The organism is Streptomyces sp. GESEQ-4, assembly GCF_017948455.1.
Taxonomy (GTDB): Bacteria; Actinomycetota; Actinomycetes; order Streptomycetales; family Streptomycetaceae; genus Streptomyces.
This window is the reverse complement of record NZ_JAFFSU010000005.1, coordinates 213,731-229,507: the sequence shown is the minus strand read 5'-3', so window position 1 is coordinate 229,507 and position 15,777 is coordinate 213,731. Positions and strand designations below refer to the sequence as shown.

At 68.0% G+C, this 15,777-nt stretch carries 15 protein-coding genes and 1 tRNA gene; 9 read left to right on the top strand and 7 right to left on the bottom strand.

The features are described from left to right. Positions 1-20: 20 nt before the first annotated feature. Both KCH48_RS13130 and KCH48_RS13125 read right to left on the bottom strand, forming a co-directional pair. Positions 21-1,607 carry a serine/threonine-protein kinase gene (locus KCH48_RS13130; RefSeq protein ID WP_210573413.1) on the bottom strand — a complete coding sequence of 529 codons (1,587 nt, stop codon included), beginning with the start codon at positions 1,605-1,607 and terminating at the stop codon, positions 21-23. A gap of 193 nt (positions 1,608-1,800) precedes the next feature. Then, complete coding sequence (locus KCH48_RS13125; protein WP_210573411.1) at positions 1,801-2,349, bottom strand: DNA-binding protein; 549 nt, start codon at positions 2,347-2,349, stop codon at positions 1,801-1,803. 182 nt (positions 2,350-2,531) lie between these two features. Here KCH48_RS13125 and KCH48_RS13120 point away from each other — a divergent pair. Further along, positions 2,532-2,604, top strand: a tRNA-Ala gene (locus KCH48_RS13120). Positions 2,605-3,026: 422 nt separating this feature from the next. Here the strand turns inward: KCH48_RS13120 and KCH48_RS13115 are convergent. Then, the gene (locus KCH48_RS13115; protein WP_210573409.1) at positions 3,027-3,728 is read right to left on the bottom strand and encodes a DUF5324 family protein; all 702 of its coding nucleotides are present in this window, start codon (positions 3,726-3,728) and stop codon (positions 3,027-3,029) included. Between the two features lie 319 nt (positions 3,729-4,047). On the opposite strand from KCH48_RS13115, the gene KCH48_RS13110 reads away from it, so the two are divergent. Both KCH48_RS13110 and KCH48_RS13105 read left to right on the top strand, forming a co-directional pair. Beyond that, entirely contained in the window at positions 4,048-4,581 is a 534-nt protein-coding gene (locus KCH48_RS13110; RefSeq protein WP_210573407.1) for a peptidylprolyl isomerase, read from the top strand. Positions 4,582-4,691: 110 nt separating this feature from the next. Then, a complete protein-coding gene (locus KCH48_RS13105; protein ID WP_210573405.1) occupies positions 4,692-5,594 on the top strand; it encodes a rhomboid family intramembrane serine protease in 903 nt (300 codons plus the stop codon). A 258-nt stretch (positions 5,595-5,852) separates the two neighbouring features. Here the strand turns inward: KCH48_RS13105 and crgA are convergent, their stop codons facing one another. Continuing rightward, the gene (crgA, locus tag KCH48_RS13100) at positions 5,853-6,107 is read right to left on the bottom strand and encodes a cell division protein CrgA (RefSeq protein WP_210573403.1); all 255 of its coding nucleotides are present in this window, start codon (positions 6,105-6,107) and stop codon (positions 5,853-5,855) included. A 142-nt stretch (positions 6,108-6,249) separates the two neighbouring features. Here crgA and KCH48_RS13095 point away from each other — a divergent pair, with 142 nt between their 5' ends. From KCH48_RS13095 to KCH48_RS13070, 6 genes are read left to right on the top strand one after another with little or no spacing between them, the layout of a single operon-like run. Continuing rightward, positions 6,250-7,029: a DUF881 domain-containing protein gene (locus KCH48_RS13095; RefSeq protein ID WP_210573401.1), complete on the top strand. Its 780-nt coding sequence runs from the start codon at positions 6,250-6,252 to the stop codon at positions 7,027-7,029. A gap of 19 nt (positions 7,030-7,048) precedes the next feature. Beyond that, complete coding sequence (locus KCH48_RS13090) at positions 7,049-7,741, top strand: class E sortase (RefSeq protein WP_210573399.1); 693 nt, start codon at positions 7,049-7,051, stop codon at positions 7,739-7,741. A gap of 16 nt (positions 7,742-7,757) precedes the next feature. Then, a complete protein-coding gene (locus KCH48_RS13085; protein ID WP_210573855.1) occupies positions 7,758-7,955 on the top strand; it encodes a hypothetical protein in 198 nt (65 codons plus the stop codon). Further along, the gene (locus KCH48_RS13080) at positions 7,952-8,590 is read left to right on the top strand and encodes an aminodeoxychorismate/anthranilate synthase component II (protein ID WP_210573397.1); all 639 of its coding nucleotides are present in this window, start codon (positions 7,952-7,954) and stop codon (positions 8,588-8,590) included. The genes KCH48_RS13085 and KCH48_RS13080 overlap by 4 nt, the downstream gene beginning before the upstream one ends. After that, a complete protein-coding gene (locus KCH48_RS13075; RefSeq protein ID WP_210573395.1) occupies positions 8,587-9,828 on the top strand; it encodes a class E sortase in 1,242 nt (413 codons plus the stop codon). Before KCH48_RS13080 ends, KCH48_RS13075 begins: the two co-directional genes overlap by 4 nt. Before the next feature lie 6 nt (positions 9,829-9,834). Further along, positions 9,835-10,599: a class E sortase gene (locus KCH48_RS13070; RefSeq protein ID WP_210573393.1), complete on the top strand. Its 765-nt coding sequence runs from the start codon at positions 9,835-9,837 to the stop codon at positions 10,597-10,599. Between the two features lie 94 nt (positions 10,600-10,693). On the opposite strand, the gene pknB is transcribed toward KCH48_RS13070, so the two are convergent. From pknB to KCH48_RS13055, 3 genes are all read right to left on the bottom strand, one after another. Then, positions 10,694-12,694 carry a Stk1 family PASTA domain-containing Ser/Thr kinase gene (pknB, locus tag KCH48_RS13065; RefSeq protein WP_210573391.1) on the bottom strand — a complete coding sequence of 667 codons (2,001 nt, stop codon included), beginning with the start codon at positions 12,692-12,694 and terminating at the stop codon, positions 10,694-10,696. Between the two features lie 173 nt (positions 12,695-12,867). Continuing rightward, positions 12,868-14,337 (bottom strand): penicillin-binding protein 2, encoded by a 1,470-nt coding sequence (locus KCH48_RS13060; protein ID WP_210573389.1) that lies wholly within the window; start codon positions 14,335-14,337, stop codon positions 12,868-12,870. Then, positions 14,334-15,770 (bottom strand): FtsW/RodA/SpoVE family cell cycle protein, encoded by a 1,437-nt coding sequence (locus tag KCH48_RS13055; protein ID WP_210573387.1) that lies wholly within the window; start codon positions 15,768-15,770, stop codon positions 14,334-14,336. Before KCH48_RS13055 ends, KCH48_RS13060 begins: the two co-directional genes overlap by 4 nt. Between the last annotated feature and the right edge of the window lie 7 nt (positions 15,771-15,777).

Below are 15,777 nucleotides of genomic sequence, written 5' to 3'. Positions count from 1 at the left end.
CTGTGCCTGCGGGCCGGGGCTCAGATGCGGGTCAGCGCCCAGAACCCCACCGCGTAACAGGCCAGCGCGAGCAGCAGCAGCGGGACGGCCACCTTCGCCGGCGGGCCGGGACGGCGGGGTCGGCGCGCTGCCCGGTGGCGCGGCTGCGAAATTGCCTGCGCGGAAGGTGGAACCTGCGGGTCCTGAGCGGTGTACGAAGCAGTAGAGGCATCGGCGCGGTGATGCGATGCCGGTGTCAGGGCCTGAGGGGAGTGGCGCGGCGGCGTGGGCGGCTGGGGGGAGGACAGGACATGCGTGGAGTCGTAGGGGGAGAAGGGGGCGGGGCTGTGGTGGCTGCCCTGGGGTGGCGAGGGCTGCGAATGCGGGTGCTGGTGCAGTTGTGGCTGCGGCTGAGCTTGCGCTTGTGGCTGGTGCTGGGGGCGCCGCTGGGCTTGGGCATCCACCTGCTGCGGCCGAGGGGAGGCGCCGGTGGGCTGAGGGGGCGGCAGATGGAAGCTGCCGGTGTCCGACATGCTGGGCGGCTGCGACCCCGTCGGCTGCCGCGCATCGGTCTCCTGCCGCAGATCACCCCGTACGACGGCTGCGTCCGCGTCGGTCGGACCAGAACCCGTGCCGGAGCTGTGCGGCCCGGAGTCCGTATCAGAGCCGTCCGGCACGTAGCCCGTTTCGCCCCGCTCGGCAGCCGAGCCCGGCCCGCCCCTGGCCGGCTCCACTCCCCTTGCCGGCTTGAGTGGGCCTTCGGGGCCGAACCCCGGGGGAAGCGGGCCGATTTGGTCGAAGATCTCGATCAGTTCGTCGTCCGGGCCGCCCTCCGGAAGGAGCTCCGCGGCCGAGGCGAGGGCCTTGCGCGCCCCCGTGGCCGTGCGGAAGCGCGCCTGTGGATCCGGCTGCAGCAGCGTGGCCACGACCTGCCACAGCGGCTCGGGAATGCCCTTCGGCGCCCCCGGAGTCCCGTGCTCCGCGAAGTACTGGATGAGGGCCTTGGCATCCGGCTTGGCACCCTCCAGCAGATACAGCGCCACCAGCCCTACGGCGAACAGGTCCGCGGCGAAGTCCGGCTCCGCGCCCATCATCTGCTCGGGCGCCAGATAACCGGGCGTGCCCACCACGAGATTGGTCTCCGTCAACCGCGGCTCGCCCAGGCGCATGGCGATACCGAAGTCGGACAGCCGCAGCCGCGGCCTGCCCGTGCCGGTGGCCTCCAACAGGACGTTGGCGGGCTTGATGTCGCGGTGCACGACGTTCTCCGCGTGCACCGCGGCCAGCCCCGACAGGAGCTGGTCGAGCAGGGTGCAGACGAAGGGCGCCGGCAGGGGACCGTAGTCCCCGATCAGATGGACCAGCGAACCGCCGGCGACCAGATCCATGGTGAACAGGACCTTGTCGTCGTCAGCGGCCCAGCTGGCCGGCGCGAGCACATGAGGGTGATCGATCCGCAACGCCTGCTCCCGCACGAAGCGCAACAGCGAGTGCGCGTCGCTCTGTTGCAGCACCTTGGCGGCGACATAGCGGCGCCTGCGGTGATCCCAGGCACGCCACACAGCGCCCACGCCGCCGCGTCCGATCGGGTCGGCCAGTTCATACCGGCCGGCGAAGACCTCACCCATGGCTGTGCGTCGCTCCTCCCCCTCAGCCTGTCCCCCTTGCTTCCCCCTCGATGAGCGACACGACTCCTGCCGCCCCCTGTGCGATGAGCGATACCCCCGTGGATCGCGGCCCCCCGTGTTCCACGAACCCTTGCGCTGACTCCTCGGCCGTCGACCCGGCTACCGAACCCCCTTCGGTGACCGGGGCGCCGGTTCAGCTCTGGTGGGACTGGTAGTGCGCGACCGCGTCAGAGGTGCGGCCCGCGCCGTACACCCGGAGGAACTCTGCCAGTTCCGGGTGGGTCGGGGCGAGGGTGTCCGCCGCCTCGATGATGTCTCCCGCCGCTGCCACCGAGCGCAGCAGCGACTGGATCTCGCGGACCACCCGCTTGACCGTGGGCGCCCCCGAACTGCTGGTCGTGGTCGTGGTGTTGCTGAGCACCGAGCCCCCCTGCGACTTCTTGATCTCTTCCATGCGCTCGGTCGCCTCGGCCGCACTCACGCTGCCGTCCGCGACCTGCCCCGCCAGATCCTGCAACAGCTGCACCCGCTGGACCACGGCGGGATTGCCGATCTTCGCCCGCTGGCCGCTCATCAGCTGCGACAGCATCGGTGCGGACAGGCCCAGTACCCCCGCGAGACGAGCCTGGTTGAGACCAAGATCGTCTATCAGCTTACGGAAGAGCGCCCCCAACGGCTCCCCGTACCAGTTCCGCTGCAGTTCCCGCGCTCTTGCGGTGGCTTCCTGCTGTGCGGCGTCCATTGCGTCTCCCCATCGCTTTCCCCAAAACGGCGGTTCGCTGTCGCGAACCACGCCGAGCATCTTACGGAGAGTGGCGGTCCATCGGGACCCCCAATCTTTTTGCGAGATACGGGGGGCGACCCGGTACTCTGGTCTGCGGCGCCCGCCGGTATGTGGTTCTTCCGGTCGGACGCTCATCTTCCGGGGCCTTAGCTCAGTTGGTAGAGCGCTGTCTTTGCATGGCAGATGTCAGGGGTTCGACTCCCCTAGGCTCCACACCTCGGACCGGCCAGGTGCCTCAGCGGCGCCTGGCCGGTTCTTTTGTTGGGCCCGTTTCCAGGGGTGACGTGCGTCACGTGGGGCGGTCCGATGGCGTTGCAGTTCTTTGCGCAAACAGATGGGGCCGGCGAGGGCGGCACAGTGGTCGCCGACCGTGACCGACGGCGTATGAGGGAGCGCGCTCCGGCGTGCAGGCCGTGTGAGCTGGTGGGAACGGTTCCAGGTAGCCAGAGGAATACGTTCCGTTAAGGAAGTCTGTGCCGAACCTGCACAACCGGGCCGTTGCAAACGTCATCGGGAGCGGCGTGTGTAAACACGTGCCCGGGCTCGACGCATGTTCCACGTGAAACATCACAGTGGGGCGGGAGACCCTCAAGTCTCCCGCCCCACCGCACAGTTGGCGCGACCGGCCGGAACGCTCACCGACCTTCGTCGCGCTTGGCGGCCTCCTCCTCAGCCTCCTTGGCCTGCACCTCGGGATCGAGCACGTCCTGACCGCTGCCGTCCACCGAGGTCAGCCGGCCACCCTCGGGCACCTCCGTCGCGGCGGGCGGCTCGACCAGCCAGTCCGGGTTGGCCTGCTTGTCCCACCACTTCCAGGCGGCGAAAGCACCGCCCGCCAACACGCCGAGAACCGCCAGCGCCTTGGCGACCCGGCCGACTCGAGCACGCCGCTCGTGCCGACGGGCCAACTTCTGGATGTCCTTGGCCGAGACATGGCTGCGTAGTGCAGCCAACGCGGCGGCACTCCGGGCAGCGGCCTCGTCCTTGACGGGCGCGGCCGCAGCCACCGCCTGCTCAAGCCGCGGCTTGGAGTAGTCGGCGGCCTGCCGAGCGGCCTTGCGGGTGCGGACGGCGGCCTCATGGGCGGCATGGTCGACCTTCGGCGGTACATGGGTGCGGGCCTGCTCCAGACGCGGCACGACATGCGTGCCGTACTGAGCGCGCGCCTGCTCGGCGGCCAGCGACACCTTCGGCGCGAGCCGTACGCGTGCCTCGTGCGCATAGTGCGTGGCCCTGTCCTTGGCCGTGTCGGCGTAGGGCGCCACCACTTCCGCGGCGTGCAGCACGCTGTCCTTCGCCGAGCCGGTCGCGGCGCGCACGCTGTCGATGCGGGTCACGGGATCCTCCTCCTCGGTGGCGTACGGTATTTCGGCTATCCACCCTTTTACGGATCATGCCTGCAAGGCAGCCCTTGAGCATGTGAGGGCGGGCATCCGGGTCATGAATCAAGTGCAATAGCGGATGAATACGGGGCAACAGGAGCTTGTCGTCGACAATGCCACGGATCGCCGCTTCGCGCCCCCGCCCCGAGGCCACTCGCCCGGATTTCTCCCCAGCGACACGCAGGCAAACCGGTGCGGAACCGGGCGACGGGCGACGTACGGCGTGGACCATGCGAGGATCAGGGGGTCACAGGAAGACAACGGAAGGCAGATCGTGGCTGAGCAGCTCTACGCCACCCTGAAGACCAACAACGGCGACATCGAAGTCCGGCTCCTGCCGAACCACGCGCCCAAGACGGTCCAGAACTTTGTCGAGCTCGCCAAGGGCGAGCGTGAATGGACCAATCCCGCCACCGGCGAGCGGTCCACCAACAAGCTCTACGACGGCACGGTCTTCCACCGGGTGATCAGCGGCTTCATGATCCAGGGCGGTGACCCGCTGGGCAACGGCACCGGTGGACCCGGGTACCAGTTCGAGGACGAGTTCCACCCGGACCTCTCCTTCGACAAGCCCTACCTCCTGGCCATGGCCAACGCCGGTCCGGGCACCAACGGCTCGCAGTTCTTCATCACGGTCGCCCCGACGACCTGGCTGAACCGCAAGCACACCATCTTCGGCGAAGTCATCGACGGTGCGAGCCAGAAGGTCATCGACGCCATCGTGTCCGCGCAGACCAACCCGCGCACCGACCGCCCGGTCAACGACGTCGTCATCGAGTCGGTCGTCGTCGAGACCCGCGAAGGCTAGGACAGAGCCCGGGTCCGAAGGGCCCGGTACCTCCCGCAGGGAACCAAACGCCCCGCTCATCCGTAAGGATGGGCGGGGCGGTTCAGCTGCGTACGAGACGAGGGGATCCCATGGACCAGGCGCCAGGCAGCCCACAGGGCCCAGAGGACCAGGGCCCCGCGCAGAGCGCACCTGTCTGCTACCGGCACCCGGACCGCGAGACCGGCGTGCGCTGCACCCGCTGCGAGCGCCCCATCTGCCCCGAGTGCATGGTCAGCGCCTCAGTCGGCTTCCAATGCCCCAACTGCGTCCGCGAAGGCACCGGCACCGGCGTCTCGCCCACCGCGTCCCGGCCCCGCACCATCGCCGGCGGCACGGTCACTGCCGACCCCCGACTGCTCACCAAGATCCTCATCGGGATCAACCTCGCGGTCTTCATCGCCGTCCAGTCATCGTCGACGCTCCTGGGCGACCTGTTCCTCATCGGCGAATGGCCCCCGGCCCCCTTCACGCCCACCGAAGGCGTCGCGGCAGGCGAGTGGTACCGCCTGTTCACCTCGATGTTCACGCACGAGGAAATCTGGCACATCGCCTTCAACATGCTCAGCCTGTGGTGGCTCGGCGGCCCCCTCGAAGCCGCCCTCGGCCGAGCCCGCTACATCTCCCTCTACCTGGTCTCGGGCCTGGCGGGCAGCGCCCTGACCTATCTGCTCGAGTCCCCGACCACGGCCTCGCTCGGCGCATCCGGCGCCATCTTCGGCCTCTTCGGCGCCACCGCCGTCCTCGTCCGCCGCCTGAACTACGACATGCGGCCGATCATCGCCCTCCTGGTGATCAACCTGATCTTCACCTTCGGCTGGAGCAGCATCGCCTGGCAGGCCCACATCGGCGGGCTCGTCGGCGGCCTCCTGATCGGCTACGCCATGGTCCACGCCCCCCGCGAGCGGCGGAACCTCGTCCAGTACGGCAGCTGTGTGCTGCTGCTGGTCGTGATCGTCGGAGTGACTCTGTTGAGGACTGCCCAGCTCACTTGAATCCCCAGCGTTGTCCACAGTCTGTGGCGGATCTAGTGCACGCTGTGCGGGAATGGCTGCGCCCCCTGTGCCCGAGCTGCGTTTCCGCAGGTCAGGCACAGGGGGCGAACGTGCTTTCGGTTGCCGGTAGGTCTGTCACACCGGCGTCAACACTCGATGGGTTATCCACAGATCGTCGTTCTTTCCACACTGTGGACGACGCTGTGGATAACTCAGCGGATAGCCCTGGGCAGAACTGTGTTCACCGGCCCGTGGCCGCTACTTCCACTGGGTCGAAACACCGAATCCCGCGGCGATGAAGCCGAAGCCCACGACGATGTTCCAGTTGTCGAGACTGTCGATGGGCAGCGAGCCGTCGGTGACGTAGAACACCACGATCCATGCCAGGCCGAGGAGGAACATGGCCAGCATGACGGGCGCGACCCAGGTGCGGCTGGTGAGCTTGATGGAGGTCGCCTGCTTCGCCGGCGGCGGCGTGTAGTCGGCCTTCTTGCGGATACGTGACTTCGGCACGAGGGTCTCTCCTGTCGATGCGCTGCGTGGCCGCGCAGGGAACTGGGGCGGGCTCCGGGGCTGCGTACAAGGGGACTCTTAGTGCTCCCCCGGGCGTCCGTTAGCGTAGTGCTTCCGCGGCGCCGAAGGAGATAAGGGTACGTTGAGCAATTCTGCCGACTTCCCCGGGACGGGATCCAGCCCTGCCCGCGGACGCCGTTTCCGCCCGGTGCGGGTGCTCACGGCGGGTGTGTTCGCTCTCGCGGGGCTCATTTTCTTCACCAGTTTCAATACTGCCAAAGGCACCAATATCCGTACGGATGACTCCTTGCTGAAGCTGTCCGACCTGATTCAGGAGCGCAGCCACAACAACGGCGAGCTGGATGAGTCCAACGCGGGCCTGCGGGACGACATCGACGCGCTCGCCGAGCGGGACGACGGCAGCAGCAAGGCCGAGGACGCCAGGCTGGCGGGCCTGGAGAAGAACGCGGGCACCCAGAAGCTCACCGGTGAGGCGATCACGGTCACCCTCAACGACGCTCCGCCGGACGCCACCGCCAAGCTCCCCGGCTATCCCGAGCCGCAGCCCGACTACCTGGTCATCCACCAGCAGGACCTCCAGGCCGTGGTGAACGCCCTCTGGCAGGGCGGCGCCGAGGGCATCAAGGTCATGGACCAGCGGCTGATCTCCACCAGCGCCGTGCGTTGTGTGGGCAACACCCTGATTCTTCAGGGCCGCGTCTACTCACCGCCGTACAAGATCACGGCGGTCGGGGACCCGGAGAAGCTGCAGAAGGCGCTCACCGCGTCCCCGGCGATCCAGAACTACATGGTGTACGTCAACGTGTACGGGCTCGGCTGGAAAGTCGAGGAGGACGGGGCGGTGACTCTGCCCGGCTACTCGGGCACAGTGGATCTGCAGTACGCCCAGCCCGTGGAGTGAGTCTGTTCGGGAGCTGCCGGTGCGTGTCGTCGTCAGGGCGGTCAGCGAGCTCTGTATCACCGTAGGCACCCTGATAGTCCTGTTCGTCGTCTATGTGCTGTTCTGGATCGGCGTGAAGGCCGACAACGTCATGGGCGACCAGATCGACCAGCTCGAGGAGCAGTGGGCACGCGGAGCGGTGCAGCCCGCGCCGTCGGCGGCCCCCGGCGCTTCGGCCACCCCGGCGGAGCCGGCGCCGTACAAGAGCGGCAAGCCTTTCGCGATCATGTACATCCCGCGTCTTGGTTTCACGTGGAACAAGCCCGTGCTCGAGGGCACCGCCACCGGCACGCTCAAGAAGGGCCTCGGTCACTACGCGCGCACCGCCCAGCTCGGTCAGAAGGGCAACTTCTCGGTCGCGGGGCATCGGCGCACGTATGGAGACCCGTTCAAGGACTTTCCCGAGCTGAGGGCGGGAGATGCGGTGGTGCTGACGGACGGGGCGACGTGGTTCACGTACAGGATCGACAAAGGGCCCTACAAAACCGTTCCCACCGACGTTGAGGTGATCGATCCTGTGCCACGTAAATCGGGGTACACACGTGCGGGCCGCTATCTCACGCTGACCACCTGCGATCCGGAGTGGGGAAGCAGTCACCGGCTGATCGTCTGGGCTCACCTCGACTCCACCCAGCCTGTGGAGGCCGGGAAACCAGAAGCCCTGCGCCGTTAGTCTGGTGCGGTACGGCGTGAGTCTGGTGCCGTGGTGCGACGGAAGGGACGGCATGTACGGCTGGATCTGGCGGCATCTGCCGGGGAACGCATGGGTGAAGGCGCTGATCTCGCTCATGCTGGTCGTGGCCGTGGTCTACGTCCTTTTCCAGTACGTCTTTCCGTGGGCTGAACCGCTGCTTCCCTTCAACGATGTGACGGTGGACAACCAGTGAGCGCGCGCATTCTCGTCGTCGACAACTACGACAGCTTCGTCTTCAACCTGGTCCAGTACCTGTACCAGCTGGGCGCCGAGTGCGAGGTCCTGCGCAACGACGAGGTGTCGACGGCGCACGCCCAGGACGGTTTCGACGGGGTGCTGCTGTCGCCGGGCCCGGGTACGCCGGAGCACGCCGGGGTCTGTGTGGACATGGTCCGCCACTGCGCCGCCACCGGGGTGCCCGTCTTCGGCGTGTGCCTCGGCATGCAGTCGATGCAGGTGGCGTACGGCGGTGTCGTGGACCGGGCGCCCGAGCTGCTGCACGGCAAGACGTCGCTGGTCGAGCATCGTGGCGAGGGCGTTTTCGCGGGCCTGCCGTCGCCCTTCACGGCGACCCGCTACCACTCCCTGGCGGCGGAGCCGGAGACGGTCCCGGCCGAGCTGGAGGTCACCGCCCGTACGCACGACGGCATCATCATGGGCCTGCGTCACCGTGAACTCCCGGTCGAGGGTGTGCAGTTCCACCCCGAGTCGGTGCTGACCGAGCATGGTCACCGGATGCTGGCCAACTGGCTGGTGGAGTGCGGTGACCAGGGTGCGGTGGCGAGGTCGGCGGGGCTCGCCCCGGTGGTGGGCAGGGCCTCGGCGTGACCGCCCTGCGCCCCGAGCGCGAGTCCGGCGCGGCCGCTTACGGCAACGCCGGCGACCAGGGGACCTCGTACGGCGAGCAGCCGTACGAGGCGCCGGGTGCGTTCGAGGACTGGCAGGGCGAGAACCGGCAGGGCGAGGACTGGCAGGGCGGGCAGGGGACGTACGGCCAGGGAATGCAGGAGGGGTACGGCCAGGGGCCGCAGGCGTACGGGGCCGGGGAGACGCAGGCCTACGGGGTGGAGGAAACGCAGGCCTACGCGGCGCAGGAGCCGCCGGGCGGTGAGGCCTTTCTGCCTCCCGTCGATGACGAGACCGTCGCCCTGCGGATACCCGATCCGCCTCCGACAGCCGGCGGCGCGTCCATATCGGCTTCTGGCGCTTCCTCGGCATCGTCGGCCACCGGACCCGCCCTGGGCGGCCGAGCGGCCCGCAGAAAGGCAGCCAAGCGCCGTCACGGGCGGCATGGCGGGGCGCGGGAGCCGCAGGAGGCGGCGTCACCGGCCGAGGCGGAGGGCGAGCGGCCGCTGTCGCGCGTGGAGGCTCGTCGGCGGGCGCGGGCGACCAAGCCGAGCGCCGGTGTCATGGCCAGCCGGGCGATCGGTGAGGTGTTCATCACCACCGGCGTGCTGATGCTGCTGTTCGTCACCTACCAGCTGTGGTGGACGAACGTCCGGGCGCATGCGCAGGCCGGGAAGGCGGCGAGCAACCTCCAGCAGGACTGGGCGAGCGGGAAACGCGCCCCGGGGAGCTTCGAGCCGGGGCAGGGCTTCGCCCTTCTGTACATCCCGAAGCTGGACGTGGTGGTGCCGATCGCCGAGGGCATCAGCAACAAGAAGGTGCTGGACAAGGGGATGGTCGGCCATTACGCCGAGGGCGCGCTGAAGACGGCGATGCCCAGTGCGAAGACCGGCAACTTCGGGCTGGCGGGGCATCGCAACACGCATGGCGAGCCGTTCCGGTACATCAACAAGCTTCAGCCGGGCGATCCGATCGTCGTCGAGACGCAGGACACGTACTACGTCTACAAGATGGCGTCGATTCTGCCGGTGACCGCGCCGAGCAATGTGAGCGTGCTGGACCCCGTGCCCAAGGCCGGCGGTTTCACCGCGCCCGGCCGCTACATCACGCTGACGACGTGCACGCCGGAGTTCACCAGTAAGTACCGGATGATCGTCTGGGGCAAGATGGTCGAGGAACGGCCGCGCAGCAAGGGGAAGCCGGATGCGCTCGTCTCGTAAGGGCGGATGAACGTGGCAGCGACCACTGACGACACCGAGCACGCAGAGCGCACCGACGCGTCCCGATCCGCGCCCGCCCCGGGCCGCCGCGGGCCCGGGCGGATCGCCATGGCGGTGAGTGTCTTCGGTGAACTCCTCATCACCGCGGGCCTGGTGCTCGGTCTGTTCGTCGTCTACTCGCTGTGGTGGACGAACGTCATCGCGGACCGGGAGGCCGACAAGCAGGCCGACAAGGTCCGCGACACCTGGGCCCGTGACGGAGACTCCGGCCCCGTCGCCTTCGACAGCAAGAACGGCATCGGCTTCCTGCACGTCCCCGCGATGAGCAAGAGCGAGATCCTCGTCGAGAAGGGCACGTCCTCGAAGAACCTCAACGACGGCGTCGCCGGCTACTACGTCGACCCCGTCAAGGCCACGCTCCCCACCAGCGGCAAGAACGGCAACTTCAGCCTCGCCGCCCACCGTGACGGCCACGGCGCCAAGTTCCACAAGATCGACAAGATCGAGAAGGGCGACCCGATCGTCTTCGAGACGAAGGACAAGTGGTACGTCTACAAGGTCTACGCCGTCCTGCCCGAGACCTCGAAGTACAACGTCAAGGTGCTCTCGCCCATCCCGAGGGAGTCGGGCAAGGAGAAGGCCGGCAAGTACATCACGCTGACGACCTGCACGCCGGTGTTCACGTCCCGGTATCGGTATGTGGTGTGGGGGGAGTTGGAGCGGGTGGACAAGGTGGATGCGGAGCGGACGCCGCCGGAGGAGCTGCGCTGACTGAGCTCGTTGCGGGAGCTCCATCGCCGTAGAGAAAGAGCCCCGCTCCCTCGTGCAGAGGGGGCGGGGCTCTCGTATGTCTCGGACTTGGGGATCAGTCGGAGTTGTTGCCTCCGATGATGCCGCCGTCGTTTCCTCCGTTGCCGTTTCCTCCGTTGCCGAAGCCGACGGTCGTGAGGGTGATCGTCGTGCCGGCGGGGTCGCCGACGCCGCTGTTCTCGTCGGGGTCCTGGTCGATCACGATCGCCGTGTCGCTCTGGTCGCTGCCGTTCGCGAACTGGATGTTCGTGAAGCCGCGTGACTGGAGCAACTGCCTGGCCTGAGCGACCGTCTGGTTGCGGACGTCCGGGACCTGGGTCTGCTGCTGGGCCTTGCCGATGTTGATCTGGACCGTGGAGCCCTTGTCGAGCGAGGAGCCGGCCGTCGGCGTGGTGTTGATGACCTTGCCGACCAGGTTCGGGTCGGCGGTGTCGACCTCGACGCAGTTGCCGGTGAGGTCGTTGGCTTCCATCTGGGCCTTGGCCGCGTCACAGCTCTGGCCGGTGACGTCCGGGACCGTGGACTTTGCCTCGGCCTTGGCGATGGTGAGGGTGACGGTGGTTCCCTTCTCCACCTCTTGGCCGGAGGTCGGGTCCTGTTCGAGGACGGTGCCGGGGTCCTCGGGGGACTCCTTCGTCTCCGTCTTGACGGTGAACCCGTACTTGTCGTCCTCCAGCGTCGCCTTGGCATCCTCGAGGGGGTCGCCGATGACGCTCGGCACCGCCACCTTCGGCGCGCCCGTAGACACCACGACCTCGACCGTGCTGCCCTTCTTGACCTCGGTCGGGGGTTGCGGGCTCTGCGAGCAGATGGAGCCCTTGGGCGTCTCCTCGCAGGCCTTCTCCGTGGGGTCGAGGGTCAGCTCCGCGTTCTTGGCCTGCTTCTGGGCGTCTTCCAGCGACAAGTCCACGAAGTTCGGCACCACCACGGTGTCGTTGCTCGCGCCGCCGGAGCCGTCGACCACCCACTTGCCGATGAGCACCGCGCCGACCAGCACCAGCACACCCGCGAGGACCAGGAGGATCGTCGAGGTGTTCGACTTCTTCTGGCGTCGCCGGTCCGGGCGGTCGTCGTAGCCGAAGCCGCCGTCGTCCGGGTTCATCGGCGGCAGCATCGAGGTGGCGCCCGCGTCGGCGGAACGCAGGGCGGTGGTGGGCTGGTCGTCCGGGTAGCCGCCGTAGCCGACGGAACCCATGGCCGCCGTGGCGGCGACGGGCTGACCGTCGAGGCAGGCCTCGATGTCGGCGCGCATCTCGTCGGCGGACTGGTAGCGGTAGTCGGGGTCCTTGGTCAGCGCCTTCAGGACGATCGCGTCCATTTCGGGCGTGATCTCGGGGTCGAAGACGGACGGCGCCTGGGGCTCTTCCCGGACGTGCTGGTACGCGACCGCCACCGGGGAGTCGCCCACGAACGGCGGGCGGACGGTGAGGAGTTCGTACAGCAGGCAGCCGGTCGAGTAGAGGTCCGAGCGGGCATCCACCTGCTCGCCCTTCGCCTGCTCCGGCGACAGGTACTGTGCGGTGCCGATGACGGCGGCGGTCTGGGTCATCGTCATGCCGGAGTCGCCCATGGCGCGGGCGATGCCGAAGTCCATCACCTTGACCTGGCCGTTGCGCGTCAGCATGACGTTGGCGGGCTTGATGTCGCGGTGGACGATGCCGTTGCGGTGGGCGTACTCCAGGCCCTGGAGGATGCCGATGGTCATCTCCATGGCGCGCTCCGGCAGCAGTTTGCGGCCGGAGTGCAGCAGCTCGCGGAGCGTGGAGCCGTCGACGTACTCCATGACGATGTACGGGATCGACACGTTGTCGATGTAGTCCTCGCCCGTGTCGTAGACCGCCACGATCGCGGGGTGGTTGAGCGAGGCGGCCGACTGGGCCTCCCGGCGGAAGCGGGCCTGGAAGGACGGATCGCGTGCGAGGTCCGCGCGCAGCGTCTTCACTGCCACGGTGCGGCCGAGGCGGGTGTCATGGGCGAGGTAGACCTCCGCCATGCCACCGCGGCCGAGCACCTGGCCCAGCTCGTACCGGCCGCCGAGGCGACGCGGCTCTTCCATAAGCTACCTACCAGCCCTCTCCGTCGGTCCCGATCCGCACTCGTGTGCGGATCGGAGGCTGCCGTCCGGGCCTACCGTACCCGGCTCGCTTTGTGTGACCTGGCCAAGCCCGTCAGCCGATACAGGACCGGTATCGCACCGTGCGCCGATGTGAAGGCGACGTGACGGGGTTCTCATCGCTTGCTGTTGATGACCGCCTCCATCACGCTCTTCGCGATGGGCGCCGCGAGGCCACCACCGGAGATGTCTTCACGGACGGCGTTGTCGTCCTCGATGACCACGGCCACGGCGACCGGTGAGCCCTCGTCGGTCTTGGCGTAGGAGATGAACCAGGCGTACGGGTTCTTGCTGTTCCCGACGCCGTGCTGGGCGGTACCGGTCTTGCCGCCCACGGTGACGCCGTCGATCCGTGCGTTCTTGCCGGTGCCTTCGGAGACGACGGTCTCCATCATCGACTGGAGGATCTGGGCGTTCTTCGCCGACAGCGGGCGGCTCATCGGCTCGGGTTCGGTCTTCTCGACGGGGTCGACGTTCGGCGCCTGGAGTTCGTCGACCATGTACGGCTTCATCAGCTCACCGTCGTTGGCCACGGCCGAGGCGACCATGGCCATCTGCAGCGGGCTCGTGGCGGTGTTGAACTGGCCGATGGAGGACAGCGCGGTCTGCGACTTGTTCATGTCGTCGGAGAAGACGGAGGCGCTGGTGCGGACCGGCGTGAACTGCTCCTCGTTGAAGCCGAACTTCTTGGCCTGTTCCAGCATCTTCTCGTTCTCGAGGTCGGAACCGATCTTGCCGAAGACGGTGTTGCAGGACCACTGCAGGGCGACCCGGAGCGTCGCGTTCTTGCAGGGGATGTTCCCGTCGTTCTTCAGCACGGTGGTGGTGCCCGGCATGGTCCACGGCAGCGGCGTGTCCGTCTTGCCGTCGGGGTCCGTGTACAGGCCGTTCTCCAGCGCGGCGGCGGCGGTGACGACCTTGAAGGTGGAGCCGGGCGGGTAGACCTCGCGCAGCGCCCGGTTCAGCATCGGGTCGTCGGGGTTCGCCTTCTTCTGGAGCTTCTTCCACGCCTCTTCGTCCGAGGTGCTGCCACCGGCGATCGTCGAGGGGTCGTACGACGGGAAGGAGGCCAGCGCCAGGATCTTGCCGGTGGACGGTTCGATCGCGGCGACGGCGCCCTTGCCGCCCTGGGCCTTCAGACCGTCGTACGCGGCTTTCTGCGCGGCGCCGTTGAGGGTGGTGACGACATTGCCGCCCTCCTTCGGCTTGCCGGTGATCATGTCGAGGGTGTTGCGGAAGAAGAGCCGGTCGTCGTTGCCGGTGAGGATGCCGTCCTCGATGGACTCCAGCTGGTTGGCACCGTAGGCCTGGGAGACGAAGCCGGTGACGGGCGCCCACATGGCGCCGTCCTTGTAGGTGCGCTTGTACTTGAAGTCGCCCTTGGTCGTGGCGTGGCCGGTGATGGCCTTGCCGTCGACGATGATGTCGCCGCGCGGGGTGGCGTAGCGCTCGATGGCGACGCGGCGGTTCTTGGGGTCTTCCCTGAGGCTGTCGGCCTGGGCGTACTGCAGCCAGTTGTCCCGGATGAGCAGGGTGAGGATCAGCAGTCCGCAGAAGAGCGCGATCCGGCGCAGGGGCTTGTTCACGGTCGAACCACCTGGGTCATCTCGGCGTCGGGGTTGGGTGCGGGGGCCGGGGCCGGGCGGCGGGCGGTGTCGCTGATTCTGATCAGGATGCCGATGAGCGCCCAGTTGGCGATGACGGAGGAACCGCCGTACGCCAGGAACGGCATGGTCATACCGGTCAGCGGGATCAGGCCCATGACGCCGCCGGCGACGACGAAGACCTGCAGCGCGAAGGCGCCGGACAGGCCGATGGCGAGCAGCTTGCCGAACGGGTCGCGGGCGGCGAGCGCGGTGCGCACACCGCGCTCGACGATCAGGCCGTACAGCAGCAGCAGCGCCATGACGCCGGCCAGGCCCAGTTCCTCGCCGAAGGTGGCGAGGATGAAGTCGGAGTTGGCGGCGAACCGGATGAGCTCGGAGTGGCCCTGGCCCCAGCCGGTGCCGAGGGTGCCGCCGGAGCCGAAGGCCCACAGCGCCTGCATCGCCTGCTCGGAGTGGCCGACGACGCCCTCCTGGCTGAGTGTGTACTCCCGCATCGGGTCGAGCCAGGCGTCGACGCGCTGTTGGATGTGGGGCTCGAAGCTGGCCACGCCGACAGCGCCGACCGCGGACATCATCAGACCGAAGACGATCCAGCTGGTCCGCTCGGTGGCGACGTACAGCATGATGACGAACATTCCGAAGAACAGCAGCGACGTACCGAGGTCGGTCTCGAAGACCAGGATGAGGATCGAGATCGCCCAGACGACGAGGATCGGGCCGAGGTCGCGGCCGCGCGGCAGGTACAGGCCCATGAAACGGCGGCTGGCGAGGGCGAGCGCGTCCCGCTTGACCATCAGGTAGCCGGCGAAGAAGACCGCGAGGACGATCTTCGCGAACTCACCGGGCTGGATGGTGAAGGAGCCGATCTTGATCCAGATCTTGGCGCCGAAGACGTCCAGTCCGAGGCCCGGGACGAGCGGCAGGAGCAGCAGGATGATCGCGCCGACCATGGAGATGTAGGTGTAGCGCTGCAGGACCCGGTGGTCCTTGAGGAAGATCATCACGACGGCGAACAGGGCGATGCCCATGGCCGTGTACAGCAGCTGGTTGGTCGCCTTGCCGCCGGCCACGCCGATCTCGTTCAGCATCTCGGACTGGTCAAGACGCCAGATCGCGACGAGCCCGAGTCCGTTGAGCAGCGTGGCCAGGGGCAGCATCAGCGGGTCCGCGTACGGTGCGAACTTGCGTACGACGAGATGGGCGACGCCGGCCAGGAGGCCGAGGCCCAGGCCGTAGCTCAGCAGGCCGGCCGGGATCTCGTCGTTGATGGCGAGGCCGACGTTGGCGTAGGCGAAGACCGGGATGAGGACGGCGAACACCAGCAGGGCGAGCTCGGTGTTGCGCCGGCTCGGGGTGCCGATCGAGCCGATCGTGGACGTGTGGTGCGTCGACGTGTTGGGAGAACTGCTCATCGTGTGA

Bases quoted from the DNA above. Each gene is read 5' to 3' on its own strand.
- KCH48_RS13130 (WP_210573413.1), bottom strand. From the start codon at position 1,607: ATGGGTGAGGTCTTCGCCGGCCGGTATGAACTGGCCGACCCGATCGGA.
- KCH48_RS13125 (WP_210573411.1), bottom strand. From the start codon at position 2,349: ATGGACGCCGCACAGCAGGAAGCCACCGCAAGAGCGCGGGAACTGCAG.
- KCH48_RS13105 (WP_210573405.1), top strand. From the start codon at position 4,692: ATGGACCAGGCGCCAGGCAGCCCACAGGGCCCAGAGGACCAGGGCCCC.
- KCH48_RS13070 (WP_210573393.1), top strand. From the start codon at position 9,835: ATGAACGTGGCAGCGACCACTGACGACACCGAGCACGCAGAGCGCACC.
- pknB (WP_210573391.1), bottom strand. From the start codon at position 12,694: ATGGAAGAGCCGCGTCGCCTCGGCGGCCGGTACGAGCTGGGCCAGGTG.
- KCH48_RS13055 (WP_210573387.1), bottom strand. From the start codon at position 15,770: ATGAGCAGTTCTCCCAACACGTCGACGCACCACACGTCCACGATCGGC.